The sequence below is a fragment of the Mycobacterium sp. genome (assembly GCF_032159765.1).
Taxonomy (GTDB): Bacteria; Actinomycetota; Actinomycetes; order Mycobacteriales; family Mycobacteriaceae; genus Mycobacterium.
In genome coordinates this window covers 1-13,219 of record NZ_JAVHWM010000215.1, presented here as the reverse complement: position 1 = coordinate 13,219, position 13,219 = coordinate 1, and the positions used below count along the sequence as shown (strand labels likewise).

Sequence of the window (13,219 nt, the reverse complement as noted above, 5' to 3'; positions counted from 1 at the left end):
TAGGCGGCGGAGTTCATCACAGCCTGCTGTCCGGGAGGGGCCGATGGCGGCTCGGTCTCGTGTTTAGATTTCCGGTACAGCTCGGCAAGAGCCTCCTTTTGGTCGGCGTCGGTGACGACGACAAAGTGCCAGCCCTGCTGGTTGCCACCGGTCGGCGCTTGGAAGGCGAGGTCGAAGCACTCCTCCAACAGTTCCCGCTCGACAGGACGCGACAAATCGAGGCGTTTGCGCACCGTGCGCGTGGTCGACAACAGCTGATCCGGCGTTAGGTCAAGCGTCATTTGCACGCTCCTGGTTTGGCGCATCGAACTATCCATAAGCCTCCACACTACCACTAATGGCAACATGCTGTTGCCATTAGTCCTTTGCGCACCGAGGGTGGCATCGCCGTATGGCTTACCTCGCTCGCGGCGTGCGGCATCGCGTTGGTCATGGTCCTGGCCGCTTGGCTGCACGCACGCCGCGAGGAGCCCGGCGCCATCGCTGCCACCGTCGTGTTGCTCGCATTGGCGGTCCTCGTGGCCTGGGCCGCTTCGGCCCGCACTCCTTTGAACCAGCGAACGGATACACCATGCGCCTCAGCGTCTTCGGCTGCACCAGCGCCACAATTGCACTAATGGCAACATTATGTTGCCATTTGGACATTTCTGCGCTAGCTTCACGTTGAGAGTCGGCCAGCGAAGGGACACAGGAAGTTGACAGGGCAGGTGACGGATTGGGCTGGTGCGGCGTCGGCGTTCGCCACGCGGAGATCACCGGCTATCTGAAAGACCAACGGGCGACGGGGATTCCAAGATGAAGGTTCTCAAGCGAGGGTGGATACCGCTGTTGATTGTGGTGGTGGTCGCCATCGCGGGGTTGACCGTCTACCGGGTGCGTGGAGTGTTCGGCTCGAACAACGAAGTCACCAGAACGGGCGCCGGCCTCGCGAACGACGCCCAGCCGTTCAACCCCAAACGTGTGACTTATGAGATCTTCGGGCCAGAGGGCGCCGTGGCGACCATCAACTACCTCGACCTCAATGCACAGCCGCAGGAAGTGAAGGACACCGCCCTGCCGTGGTCGATCACGTTGACGACCACCGCCACCGCGTCCAACGCCAATATCGTTGCCCAAGGCGACGGTGACACCATCGGCTGCCGCATCATCGTGGACGGGAAAGTCAAGGATGAGAAGTCCTCCGATGGCGTGAACGCGGAGACCTTCTGCCTGGTGAAGTCCGCATGACCAACACACATGTCGGCGCGCACCCGATCATCCCTCGGATGATTCGCTTGTTCTCGGTGCCGATCCTGCTCGGCTGGTTGGCCGTCACCGTCATCGTGAACGTCGTCGTGCCCCAGCTGGAAGTGGTCGGTCAATCACACGCGGTGTCATTGGCCCCCAACGATGCGCCGTCGGTGCAGGCGACGAAGCGGGTCGGTCAAGATTTCCAGGAGTTCGACTCCAACAGCTCGGCGATGATCGTCCTGGAAGGCGATCAGCCACTCGGCGAAGCTGCCCACCACTACTACGACGGTCTGATTCAAAAGCTCTCAGCGGATAAGAAGCATGTGGAGCACATCCAGGACTTCTGGGGGGACCCGCTGACGGCGGCGGGATCACAAAGCGCCGACAACAAAGCCGCCTACGTTCAGCTGTATCTCGCGGGAAACCAGGGCGAAAGCCTGGCGAACGAGTCCGTCCAAGCGGTCCGCAACATCGTGGCCAATACTGCGCCGCCGCCGGGGCTCAAGACCTATGTCACCGGGGCCGCCCCGCTCACAGCCGATCAGCAGCACGCGGGTGATACGAGTATCCGGCTGATCACGATGATCACCATCGGCGTGATCTTTGTGATGTTGCTGCTCGTCTACCGCTCCATCGTCACGGTCATCCTCGTCCTGATGATGGTGTTCATCGAGTTGGCGGCAGCCCGGGGAATCGTCGCGTTTCTCGGATATCACGACGTGATCGGACTTTCGACTTTCGCGGTCAATCTGCTCACGACCCTGGCCATCGCCGCCGGAACGGACTACGCGATATTTCTCGTCGGCCGCTACCACGAGGCGCGTCAGGCCGGTGAGGATCGCGAAACCGCCTTCTACACCATGTATCACGGCACCGCCCACGTCATCCTCGGGTCGGGTCTGACCATTGCCGGTGCGACGTATTGCCTCAGCTTCACCCGGTTGCCGTATTTCCAGACGCTGGGTGTCCCGTTGGCGATCGGAATGCTTGTTGCGGTCGTGGCCGCACTGACCATGGCGCCCGCCGTGATCGCCGTGGGCAGCCGTTTCGGTCTGCTCGAGCCCAAGCGGAAGCTGAAGACCCGGGGATGGCGCCGGGTGGGGACGGCGGTCGTGCGCTGGCCGGGCCCCATTCTCGCCGCGGCGATGGCACTGGCCCTGGTCGGACTGCTCGCGCTGCCGGGCTACAAGCCCGGCTACAACGATCGCAATTACCTGCCCGCCGATATCCCGGCCAATGAGGGATACGCGGCGGCCGACCGTCATTTCTCGCAGGCCCGGATGAATCCCGAAGTGCTTCTCGTCGAAACCGACCACGATGTGCGCAATCCGGCCGACATGCTCGTCGTCGACAGAATCGCCAAAAGTGTTTTCCACATCCCCGGAATCGCCCGGGTGCAGACCATTACCCGGCCGCTGGGTACGCCGATAGAGCACACGTCGATCCCGTTCCAGATCAGCATGCAGAACACCACCCAGACACTGAACCAGGACTACATGCAAGCAAGCATGAAGGACATGCTGGGCATGGCCGACCAAATGCAAAGCATGATCGACAGCATGGGGCAGATGGTAAGCATCATGCGGGATATGAGCGCCACCTTGCATGACATGGTCGGCAGGATGCACGGCATGGTCGTCGATATCAGTGAACTGCGAGACCACATTTCTGATTTCGACGATTTCTTTCGGCCGCTGCGCAATTACTTTTACTGGGAACCGCACTGCTTCGACATCCCCATCTGCTGGGCGCTGCGATCGGTGTTCGACGCTCTCGACGGCGTCGACACGATGAGTGACGACATCCAGAACCTGATGCCGGACATGGACCACATGGATGCGCTCATGCCCCAAATGCTCGCGCTGCTGCCGCCGATTATCGCCACCATGCAGACCATGCGAACGACCATGCTGACGATGCACAGCACCATGGGCGGCCTGCAGGATCAGATGGCGGCCGCGCAGAAGAACGCGACCGCGATGGGTCAGGCTTTCGACGCTTCCAAAAACGACGATTCGTTCTATCTGCCGCCGGAGGTGTTCGACAACCCCGATTTCAAGCGCGGCCTGAAAATGTTCGTCTCACCCGGTGGCAAGGCTGTTCGGTTCATCATCTCCCACGAAGGAGACCCGGCCTCGGCCGAAGGCATCTCTCACATCAACGCGATCAAGAACGCGGCGTTTGAAGCGATCAAGGGGACCCCGTTGGAGGGCTCCAAGATTTTTCTGGGCGGCACCGCGGCAACCTATAAGGACATGAAAGAGGGCTCGAACTACGACCTGCTGATCGCCGGAATCGCTTCGCTGTGTTTGATTTTCATCATCATGCTGATTCTGACCCGAAGCGTGATTGCCGCGTTGGTCATTGTCGGGACGGTGCTTCTTTCGCTGGGGGCGTCCTTTGGGCTATCGGTGCTGATCTGGCAGTACATTATCGGCGTCGAATTGCACTGGATGATTCTGGGGATGTCGGTGATCATCCTGTTGGCGGTGGGATCGGACTACAACCTGCTGCTGGTGTCCCGGTTCAAGGAGGAAATCCACGCCGGATTGAAGACGGGCATCATCCGCTCGATGGCCGGCACCGGCGCGGTGGTGACGTCTGCTGGCCTTGTGTTCGCCTTCACCATGATGTCGATGGTGGTCAGCGATCTGCGCGTGGTCGGTCAGGTGGGCACCACCATCGGGCTGGGCCTGCTCTTCGACACGCTGGTAGTGCGGTCGTTCATGACGCCGTCGATCGCGGCGCTGCTCGGCCGCTGGTTCTGGTGGCCGCAACGGGTCCGTTCGCATCCGGCCAGGCACAAACTTCCGTCGGGTGACCCGGTTACGGCGCCCCTGCCCAGGTACCCAACCACAGAAGGAGCTTCGCTATGAACGGTTTGCGCCGGCATCGTCTGAGGACGGTTCTGCGCGGCGGCGTTGCAATCATCGCCCTCGGCATCTCCGGGGTAGCCTTCGTGGGTTCGGCCGCGGCCGATGCGACGGATGATTATCCCATCCCGCACCGGATGATCATCACGACGTGCACCGCCGAGCAGATCCTGGCCGCGGCAAGGGATTTCGCTCCGATCTACTACCAGCGGTACATGATCGACAAGCACAATAAGGCGCCCGAGGTTCAGCAGGCCGCCATAGACAGTACGCACTATTTCTACTCGTTGAGTCCGCAGGATCGCCGGGCCTATTCCGAACAAATGGTGACGAATTTCGCCGATCCCATGACGGCCGCGTGGCCCAACTGGGCGAAGATCTTCTTCAACAACAAAGGCGTCGCCGCGAAGGAAACGGACCACTGCGCCGACTACCCGCCAGACGGCGCATCCGTATGGGACGGGTGAATCGCCGTTATGAAAGGAATGCGGCTCGCTGCAATCGTCGCTGTGGCAATCGCCCTGCCCGCGCCCGCGCACGCCGACGACGATACCGATTTCGCGAATCAGCTCCACACCTACGGCATCTACGGCCCGCGCGACTACAACGCGTGGCTGGCCAAGATCGTCTGCGATCGACTGCACAAGGGCGTCGACGCCAACGCCCTCGCATCTACCCATTTTCTCGCGGCCAACTTGCCAAGAGGCACCACCCAGGTGCAGACGTGGCAGTTCTTCGCCACCGCTATCAGCTACTACTGCCCCGACCAGACACCCGTCCTGGAAAACGTTGCGGCACAGGGGAGGTGATTCCATAGCCTTTCTAAGCGAGGTAGTTGCAGTCAACAAACAATCTATGAAGGATTAGAAATGTCCCACCTGCTTCACATCGATTCCTCGGTCCGAGGTGACGACTCGGTGAGTCGTCGACTGACTGCCCGGGCCGCCGATCGGTGGCGCGCCGCCCATCCCGCCGCAACGGTGACCTACCGCGATCTCGGCACCAACCCCATACCGCACTTGGATTCCGCGACTGGACTGGCGCGAATGGTGGCCGCCGAGCAGCGCACCGCGGCACAAGATGCGTCGCTCGCGCTCAGCGCCGAATTGATCGACGAGATCAAACGGGCCGACACGGTCCTGCTCGGCCTCCCGCTGTACAACTTCGGTCCGCCCAGCACGGTCAAGGCCTGGGTCGACCACATCATCGCCACGGGCCTGTCCATCGACGCCGAGACCCATACCGGACTGCTCGGCGACACCCACTTCATCGTGCTGGCCAGCCGCGGCGGCGGTTACGGTCCGGGCACGCCGCGCGAAGGCTGGGATCATGCTCAAACCTGGCTATCACACGCCTTATCGGTGGCGGGGCTGCAGCCGCGATTCATCACCGCGGAACTCACGACGGCAGATGCCAACCCAAAGATGGCACATCTCAAACCGCTTGCCGCCGAAAGCCTCAACAAGGCCCTAGCCGCCATCGACCAGCTCTGGACGGCCGACGAAGACGCCGCCTAGTGCGGTGTGTTGTCGGAGCGCGCAGGTAGCTCCGAGGCACTGCCGGCCAGCGGTGCGAGCACGACTCGCAGTATCCGGCGGCACTCCTCTTCGGTGGCCGTGCGCTCTCGGGTCTCCCCCCAGAGCACGACGCCGAAGAACGCTAGGTGCGCGATCACTTCGGTGTCGTCGGTTGGTCCCACCTCGCCTCGAGCGCGTGCGCGATCGAACGCGCGATGAAATGCGCCGAGCCCACGGTCATTCGCGGCTTCGACGAGCCCCTTGAGTTCGTCCGACGTGGACCCGACCGCACGGTGGACCGCCTGCCCCTCGGGCAAGGCGGCGGTCTCCCCCATCATGACCATCAGGGCCAGCAGATCGCCGCCCAGTGAACCGGTATCGGGATCCTGGTCGAAGCGCTCAAGCAGCGGCTCGATGACGGCCAACAGCAGTGCGCCCTTGGACGGCCATCGCCGATAGATGGTGGTGCGGTTGACGCTGGCGGCTTTGGCGACTCCCTCGATGGTCAGTCCCGGGAACCCCACTCGTGCCAGTTCGGCCATGGTGGCAGCGCGCACCTTCTCGACCACCTGGTGGCTTCGGGGACCGCGCTGGACGCCTCTCGTTCGCCGCGTCGAACTGTCCATAGCCACGACGCTACACAAATTGAACGAGTGGCATCAGTACGTTGCCATTTGTTGATTTCCGCGCTAGCGTGCGCTGCGTCAAGAGTTAACCATCGCAGTCACGCTGACCGTTGGCGTTACGTAGGCCCGGGAATCTTGGCGATTAGTGTCTCTGAACAGGCATTTTATTGTGGAGCTAAGGGGATTCGAACCCCTGACCTACTCGATGCGAACGAGTCGCGCTACCAACTGCGCCATAGCCCCTGGCAGCTAGCAGGCTACCAGCCGACGCCTTTCGGCTGTAATCGCAAAGCTACTGGCCCGCGGCCCGCGGGAGGTGGTACTCCATCGGGCCCGGCGCGTAGTCGAGGTGCTCGAAAACCGGATCCTCGTCGTCGATCTCCAACACGGCGGCCCCAGGCCTGCGCAGCCTTGACGGCACGTCGTACGCGCGGTCGGCGGTGTTCTGCACGCCGACCCTCGCCCGCGCCATCCGCTGCATCCGGCGCCGTCGCACCCGCTCCTCGATCCGCGTCTGCCGCCGCAGGTATCCGAGGTACAGAATCGTGATCACGCCCGCGCCGCCGCACGCCCACCACCCGTCGGGCCACACGGTCAGCGCCGCGGTCGTCGTTGCGACGAGCACGAGCGCCATCACCGACAGCAGCCGCTTGCGGAAGCGGTACTTGCGAGCGCTGACCTCGGCCGCCCGCTTGGCCTCCTGCAGCCGTCGACGTGGCACGACAGGGGGCGGGTCCGATTCGGCCCCTTCGTCCTCCTCGGACTCCAAACCCGAAGTGTCCTCGACGGTTTCGTACTCGGCGGAAGTGCCGTCGTCCTCCTCGGTTTCTTCCGGTTCACCCTCGGACGCGACCGGCTGCGGTTCGGTCTCCTCTTCCGGAGACTCCTCGGCCTCTGCCGCACTGGCGCCGACGGGCAGAGCCCCGGAGTCCTCTTCGATCACCTCGACGTCAAGGATCTCCGGCTCGATCACAGCCGCCTTGACCACCACGGCCTTCTCGTCCTCGAACGCGTCGTCATCCTGGCTCCGCCGCCAGCTGGGGTCGCTGTTGTGCCCGGCCGCGGGACCGCTCTTCCGTTTGCGCGAGCTTGACCCGCTGTTGAGGACTCGGGTGGCCAGAGCGACGTCGCTGGTGCGCCGCACAGCTTCGCGCTTGCTGATCAGCATCGGAACAAGGACGAACAGCCAGAGCACCACGAGGGAGATCCACAGGAGTGATTGCGGGACGCTGGGCATGTCGCCTGCTCCTTTCACCGTCAGGCTAGGTACGTGATCAGCGCAAAAGAGGAAGGCTCGCCGCGCGACCACCCTTAATTACACACCTGTAATTCGTGTTCGGCAAGCATCAAACGCAACACAAATCACATTAGCAACACCAGCGAGCCCGGGATCGGGCCGCGAGATGGAAGCCAGCGTCGCCAATCCGGCCGATTCACTACATGGAATTCCATTTCGCGGTGACGGGGCCGCAGAAGCAGAAGCGTCAGGTCCAGTGGGCTTGGCCTTCGCGCACCAGGCGCGACGACACCGAACCTTGCAGCTCCTCGATGGTGATCGCCACCAGCAGGTGGTCGCGCCACCCGCCGTCGACGTCGAGGTACCTCTGCAGCAGGCCCTCCTCACGGAAACCGACCTTGGCCAGGACCCGTCGGCTCGCGGCATTCTCCGGGCGCACCGTGGCCTCCACCCGATGCAGCCGCACCGCCGAGAAGCAGTGGTCCAGGCCGAGCGCGAGCGCTCCCGTCGCGACACCGCGACCGGTCACCGCGCTGGACACCCAATAGCCGATCCATGCCGTTCGCAGCGCGCCATGGGTGACGTTGCCGATCGTCAGCTGGCCACTGAACTGGCCGTCGACTTCGATAACGAACGGCAGCATCCGCCCCTTGCGAGCCTCTGCCCGTAAGCCCGAGCACACCGAGGGCCAGGCCGACATCGATTGTCGCCGTGTCCATTCCGTGTCAGCGGTGGGTTCCCACGGCTCCAAGAAGTTCTGGTCGGCGAGCCTGATCCGGCTCCAGTCGGGCGCATCGCGCATCCGCACCGGCCGCAGCCGGACCATGCCGCCGGCCACCCTGATCGGCCCCATCGTCGCCGGCCAACCGGGGTGAGCAGAATAGTTCCGGAAAATGCTCACTGCCAACAGTTTTCGTGATCAGCCGCGTTGCGCCAAGAACGCGACGCTGACTATCTCGCCGGTGCGAATCTGTTCGGCGTCGCTGGGCACCACCACGAGGCAATTGGCCTCCGCGAGCGTCGCAAGCAGGTGTGACGACGGACCCGGCGCTCCGAGAACCTGCACCAGATACTCATCGGTTTCCTGGTCACGCATCAGCTGCCCGCGCAGATACCCCGTGCGCCCGGCAACCGACGAAATCGGCGACAGCGTACGGGCTTCGACGATCCGGCGCATCGGCTGGCGTTTACCCAGCGACAGCCTGATCAGCGGGCGCACCATCACCTCGAACACCACCAGCGCGCTCACCGGATTGGTCGGCAGCAGAAACGTCGGCACGCCTTCGGCGCCGAGCTGGCCGAAGCCCTGCACCGAGCCGGGATGCATCGCGACCCGGCTGATGTCCATCTCGCCCAATGACGACAGCGCCGAACGCACGGTCTCCGCCGCCGTTCCTCCGACAGCCCCGGCAATGATCACCACCTCGGCGCGGTTCAGCTGTCCCTCGACGACCTCGCGCAGTTCCTTGGGATCGCTGCTGACAATTCCGACCCGGGTGACCTCTGCGCCGGCATCGCGACCGGCCGCGGCCAACGCGTAGGAATTCACGTCGTACACCTGACCGGTGCCCGGGTCACGCGAGATGTCGACGAGCTCGCTGCCGACGCTCATCACCGACAGCCGTGGGCGCGGATGTACCAGCACACGTTCACGGCCGACGGCCGCGAGAAGACCCACCTGCGCCGCGCCGATGATCGCGCCTGCGCGCACGGCCACGTCGCCCGATTGCACGTCGTCGCCGGTATGTCGCACATATGACCCCGAACTCACGCTGCGCAACACCCGAATCTTGGACTCGCCGCCGTCGGTCCACTTCAGCGGGAGGACGGCATCGGCGAGCGTAGGCATCGGCGCCCCGGTTTGCACACGCGCGGCCTGCCGCGGCTGCAACCGGCTCGGTGTGCGCGTGCCGGCCTCGATGTCGCCGACCACCGGCAGCCGCACCTCGACCCCGTCGACATCGCCGTCGCCGTTCTCAACACCTTCGCCGACCCCAGCGACGTCGACGGAGCGCACGGCGTAACCGTCGATCGCCGCCTGGTCGAACCCGGGCAGCGGCCGTTCAGTCACCACCTCTTCGGCGCACATCAATCCTTGTGCTTCGGCAATCGCTACGCGAACCGGTCGGGGCGCGACAGCGGCCGCCATCACGCGCGCTTGCTGTTCCTCCACCGAACGCACAGCACGCCTTTCTGCCTAGTGTCGGCCCGGCACGCAGTTGCTAATCGGACATGGCTGGCGCCGCAACTTCGGCGTCCATGCCCAATCGCGACATCAGCCAGCGCCGCAAGTCGGGCCCATAGTCATCGCGGTCCAACGCAAAGTCAACCGCAGCTTTGAGGTACCCGCCGGGATTTCCGAGGTCGTGTCGTGAGCCGCGATGCACCACGACATGCACGGGATGACCCTCGTCGATGAGCAGTGCGACCGCATCGGTCAACTGAATCTCGCCGCCGGCGCCTCGCGGGACCCGCCTGAGCGCATCGAAGATCGCCCGGTCCAGCACGTATCGGCCGGCGGCGGCGTACGGCGACGGCGCATCCTTGGCCTTCGGCTTTTCGACCATGCCCTTGACCCGCAGCACATTTGGGTTCACCGCGTCGGGGACGATCTCGACATCGAAAACGCCGTAGGCGCTGATCTCGGACGGCGGAACCTCGATTGCGCACAGCACGCTGCCGCCGCGCTTGGCACGCACCTTCGACATGGTCTCCAGCACACCGGTCGGCAGCACCAGGTCGTCGGGCAACAGCACTGCGACCGCGTCCTCGTCGTCAGACAGCACCGGCTCGACACAGCTGATGGCGTGACCCAGGCCTCGTGGCTCGTCCTGAACCACCGACTCGACCTTGATCAGCGCCGGGGCCCGCCTCACCTTTTCCAACATGGAGGTCTTGCCACGGGCCTCGAGCGTGCCTTCGAGCACCAGGTCCTCAACGAAGTGAGCGACGACGCCGTCTTTGCCGGCGGACGTCACGATCACGAGCCGTTCGGCCCCCGCCTCGGCCGCTTCGGCGGCGACGAGCTCGATGCCGGGTGTGTCGACGACGGGCAGCAATTCCTTCGGCACGGTCTTGGTTGCGGGCAAGAACCTGGTGCCGAGACCCGCGGCCGGCACGATCGCGGTCCGCGGAATCGGAATTTCAGGGCGCGTCATCAAGGACACTCTATCGCCAAGGCGCTGGGCAGTTGCTGTGGCACGCGGATCCGGCTTCCTGTCATCGTTAACTGGTGACGCACACGCTAAAGGACGATATACGTGCGAGGACACTCGTCGCGCGGCAACTCGTCAGCAAAGATGCGCGGCACGCCGAAACCGCCGCGTTGATCGGCCACCTCCAGGCCGTCCTGAACCCCGATGAACCGGTCTGCGCGTATGCGCCACTGCCGCACGAGCCCGGCTTTCCCGACCTCGCCGACGCCCTCGTCGCGATCTGCGGCAAAGTATTGCTGCCGATCGCCCGGCCTTCTGACGACGGTGTCCCGCAGCCGTTGCAGTGGGGCACCTACCGCGGTGAACGCCTGATCCAGGCTCCCTACGGGTTGCTCGAGCCGCCGCCTCCGTGGCAGCCGCCCACGGCCCTGGCCTCGGTGCGCACGGTGTTGGTGCCCGCGCTGGCCGTGGACCGCCATGGCGTCCGGTTGGGCCGCGGCGCCGGCTTCTACGATCGCTCGCTGAGTTTCCGTGAGCCGGCCGCTCGGCTGATCGCCGTCGTTCGCGACGACGAGCTGGTCGACGAGCTGCCTGCCGAGCCACACGACATCGCGATGACGCACGCGCTGACTCCGGGATACGGCCTGGTCGCTTTCGGGAATGTAGCTGGCCCGTTGGCACTTGAATAGGTAGAGTGCTAGCAAGCTGAGCTAACGGAGGTTTTACCCGTGCCGACCTATTCGTACGCATGCACCGAGTGCGATAACCGGTTCGACGCGGTGCAGGCGTTCACCGACGACGCCCTGACCGAGTGCCCGACGTGCTCGGGTCGGCTGCGCAAGCTCTTCGGCTCCGTCGGCGTCGTCTTCAAAGGCAGCGGGTTCTACCGCACCGACAGCCGGGCCGGCTCCAACGGCAAGTCCGCGAGCGAGAAGACGACGTCCAGCTCCGAGTCCTCGAGTGACTCATCGTCTGCCAAGTCCCCCGGCGAGTCGAAGTCGTCCGGCGAGTCGAAGTCGTCCGGGGACACGAAGTCCTCGGGAGACACGAAGTCCTCGGCCCCTGCCACCGTCGCGAGCTGACGGTTATCCACAGGGGATTCGTTCCCTAACCTGAAGGCGCCCTCGTCCGCTTAGCGTGTCGGGATGGGGGAATCACTCAATCCGACTGCGCTGAATCGTCTTTCGCAAGCGCTTCGGCCCGACTGGTCACGCACTGCGGCGGCCCGACGAGTGGCCGCAGCCGCCCTCGTTATCTTGGCGGCGGTGGCCGCCTTTCGCTCTGATCCCGACGGCGTCCGTACCGATGTGGTAGTCGCGGCTCGCGATCTGCGTCCCGGCGTATCGCTGACGGCCGACGATGTTCGCCTTGAAAAGCGCCTTGCCACAACCGTTCCCGATGGCGCGCAACCGGGTGTCGGTGATGTCGTCGGTGCCACGTTGGCGGGTCCGGCCAGACGCGGCGAGGTGTTGACGGACGTTCGGGTGCTCGGCCCACGCCTTGCGGAGTCGACGGCCGGGCCGACAGCCCGGATCGTGCCGCTGCACCTCAGTGACTCGGCGCTGCTGGATGTGGTGCGGGCGGGCGATGTCGTCGACGTTCTCGCGTCAGGTCCGCCGTCCGCGGCGGGCGGTGAAGCGGCGCCGCACGTCGTTGCCATCGACGCGGTCGTGGTGCTCGTCTCGGAAAAGCCCGCGCAGCGTGGGCCGAACAACGACCGGGTGGTGCTGGTGGCATTGCCGGCTGCCACCGCGCATCAGGTTGCCGGCGTCGCGCTCGTCGAGACGGTGACGCTTACGTTCCATTGAGCCGTAATGGGACTAACGTGCAGATCGATCGCTCACGAGGATGAGGAGCACGAATATGTTGAAGGGCTTCAAGGAGTTTCTGGCGCGGGGGAACATCGTCGACCTGTCGATCGCCGTCGTCATCGGCACCGCATTCACGGCACTCGTTAAAGCATTCACGGACAGCGTCATTCAGCCGTTAATCAGCAGTATCGGCGCGGGCCCGAACATGAAGTCCGGCATTCTGCGGATCCATCTCCTTGGTGACAACTACATCGATCTCAATGCCGTGCTGACGGCGGCGATCAACTTCGTCATCGTCGCGGCGGTGGTGTACTTCCTGGTGGTCCTTCCGTACAACACCTACCGCAGGCGCGGGGAGGTCGAGCAGGCCCAGGACACAGAGCTCTCGCTCCTGGTCGAGATCCGTGACCTGCTCGCGGGCGACCAGCGGGGCCGGTACACGACCGGGCCGGGAACCGGCCCGAGTCCGGATACCGCGGAGACGACGAGCGCCGATAAGTCGTAGTCGCCCAACGAAATCAGCCCCGGCCTTGGCCGGGGCTGATTCCTTCGTTGAGAAAGCTCAGTTCATGTTCCACGGTTCGCCGTAGGTGGTGACGCTGTCACCGTCCTTGGAGATCAACCGCGCGAACGGCCGCAACAACACACCACCGGCCGCACCGGTCACCGTGCCGTGCGCATTGTTGACCGCCACACCACCGTCAGCACCGGTGACGTCCACCGAGAACGTCGCCACTTCCTGGATGCCCGGGCCGTTACCCAGATCCGCG

The 13,219-nt window shown here is 64.2% G+C and carries 17 protein-coding genes and 1 tRNA gene; 10 read left to right on the top strand and 8 right to left on the bottom strand.

Translation table 11 applies throughout. The features are described from left to right. Positions 1-281 (bottom strand): nitroreductase family protein (locus QOH60_RS27470; RefSeq protein WP_526425043.1); only part of this gene is annotated, 281 nt, incomplete at its 3' end. Between the two features lie 84 nt (positions 282-365). Here QOH60_RS27470 and QOH60_RS27465 point away from each other — a divergent pair. The 6 genes from QOH60_RS27465 (at position 366) to QOH60_RS27440 (ending at position 5,620) form a co-directional block, all read left to right on the top strand. Continuing rightward, positions 366-617 carry a DoxX family protein gene (locus QOH60_RS27465; RefSeq protein WP_526425042.1) on the top strand — a complete coding sequence of 84 codons (252 nt, stop codon included), beginning with the start codon at positions 366-368 and terminating at the stop codon, positions 615-617. 178 nt (positions 618-795) lie between these two features. After that, the gene (locus tag QOH60_RS27460) at positions 796-1,227 is read left to right on the top strand and encodes an MmpS family transport accessory protein (RefSeq protein WP_526425041.1); all 432 of its coding nucleotides are present in this window, start codon (positions 796-798) and stop codon (positions 1,225-1,227) included. Continuing rightward, positions 1,224-4,106 (top strand): MMPL/RND family transporter, encoded by a 2,883-nt coding sequence (locus tag QOH60_RS27455; protein ID WP_526425040.1) that lies wholly within the window; start codon positions 1,224-1,226, stop codon positions 4,104-4,106. Before QOH60_RS27460 ends, QOH60_RS27455 begins: the two co-directional genes overlap by 4 nt. Beyond that, positions 4,103-4,570, top strand: coding sequence for a DUF5078 domain-containing protein (locus tag QOH60_RS27450; protein ID WP_526425039.1), 468 nt, complete (start codon positions 4,103-4,105; stop codon positions 4,568-4,570). Before QOH60_RS27455 ends, QOH60_RS27450 begins: the two co-directional genes overlap by 4 nt. 9 nt (positions 4,571-4,579) lie before the next feature. Further along, positions 4,580-4,912, top strand: coding sequence for a DUF732 domain-containing protein (locus tag QOH60_RS27445; protein ID WP_526425038.1), 333 nt, complete (start codon positions 4,580-4,582; stop codon positions 4,910-4,912). A gap of 60 nt (positions 4,913-4,972) precedes the next feature. Then, entirely contained in the window at positions 4,973-5,620 is a 648-nt protein-coding gene (locus QOH60_RS27440) for an FMN-dependent NADH-azoreductase (RefSeq protein WP_526425037.1), read from the top strand. Here QOH60_RS27440 and QOH60_RS27435 read toward each other — a convergent pair. The 6 genes from QOH60_RS27435 to QOH60_RS27410 all read right to left on the bottom strand — a co-directional run bounded on the left by QOH60_RS27435 (position 5,617) and on the right by QOH60_RS27410 (position 10,641). Further along, a complete protein-coding gene (locus QOH60_RS27435) occupies positions 5,617-6,246 on the bottom strand; it encodes a TetR/AcrR family transcriptional regulator (RefSeq protein ID WP_526425036.1) in 630 nt (209 codons plus the stop codon). The two genes, QOH60_RS27440 and QOH60_RS27435, sit on opposite strands and share 4 nt — an antisense overlap. 170 nt (positions 6,247-6,416) lie before the next feature. Further along, positions 6,417-6,489: transfer RNA gene (locus QOH60_RS27430), tRNA-Ala, on the bottom strand. Positions 6,490-6,538: 49 nt separating this feature from the next. After that, positions 6,539-7,483, bottom strand: a complete 945-nt coding sequence (sepX, locus tag QOH60_RS27425; protein WP_526425035.1) for a divisome protein SepX/GlpR — start codon at positions 7,481-7,483, stop codon at positions 6,539-6,541. Positions 7,484-7,730: 247 nt separating this feature from the next. After that, positions 7,731-8,336, bottom strand: a complete 606-nt coding sequence (locus QOH60_RS27420) for a GNAT family N-acetyltransferase (protein WP_526425044.1) — start codon at positions 8,334-8,336, stop codon at positions 7,731-7,733. Between the two features lie 66 nt (positions 8,337-8,402). Further along, positions 8,403-9,665, bottom strand: a complete 1,263-nt coding sequence (gene glp, locus QOH60_RS27415; protein WP_526425034.1) for a molybdotransferase-like divisome protein Glp — start codon at positions 9,663-9,665, stop codon at positions 8,403-8,405. A gap of 40 nt (positions 9,666-9,705) precedes the next feature. Further along, complete coding sequence (locus QOH60_RS27410) at positions 9,706-10,641, bottom strand: UTP--glucose-1-phosphate uridylyltransferase (protein ID WP_526425033.1); 936 nt, start codon at positions 10,639-10,641, stop codon at positions 9,706-9,708. Between the two features lie 74 nt (positions 10,642-10,715). Here QOH60_RS27410 and QOH60_RS27405 point away from each other — a divergent pair, with 74 nt between their 5' ends. The 4 genes from QOH60_RS27405 (at position 10,716) to mscL (ending at position 12,954) form a co-directional block, all read left to right on the top strand. Continuing rightward, positions 10,716-11,327, top strand: coding sequence for a 5-formyltetrahydrofolate cyclo-ligase (locus QOH60_RS27405; protein ID WP_526425032.1), 612 nt, complete (start codon positions 10,716-10,718; stop codon positions 11,325-11,327). Positions 11,328-11,366: 39 nt separating this feature from the next. Next, positions 11,367-11,720, top strand: coding sequence for an FmdB family zinc ribbon protein (locus QOH60_RS27400; protein WP_526425031.1), 354 nt, complete (start codon positions 11,367-11,369; stop codon positions 11,718-11,720). Positions 11,721-11,783: 63 nt separating this feature from the next. After that, on the top strand, positions 11,784-12,446 hold the full coding sequence (locus QOH60_RS27395; protein ID WP_526425030.1) for an SAF domain-containing protein: 663 nt from the start codon (positions 11,784-11,786) through the stop codon (positions 12,444-12,446). Positions 12,447-12,501: 55 nt separating this feature from the next. Beyond that, positions 12,502-12,954: a large-conductance mechanosensitive channel protein MscL gene (gene mscL / locus QOH60_RS27390; RefSeq protein ID WP_526425029.1), complete on the top strand. Its 453-nt coding sequence runs from the start codon at positions 12,502-12,504 to the stop codon at positions 12,952-12,954. 57 nt (positions 12,955-13,011) lie between these two features. Here mscL and QOH60_RS27385 read toward each other — a convergent pair. Then, positions 13,012-13,219: MspA family porin (locus QOH60_RS27385; protein ID WP_526425028.1), on the bottom strand; the 208-nt coding region annotated here is incomplete at its 5' end.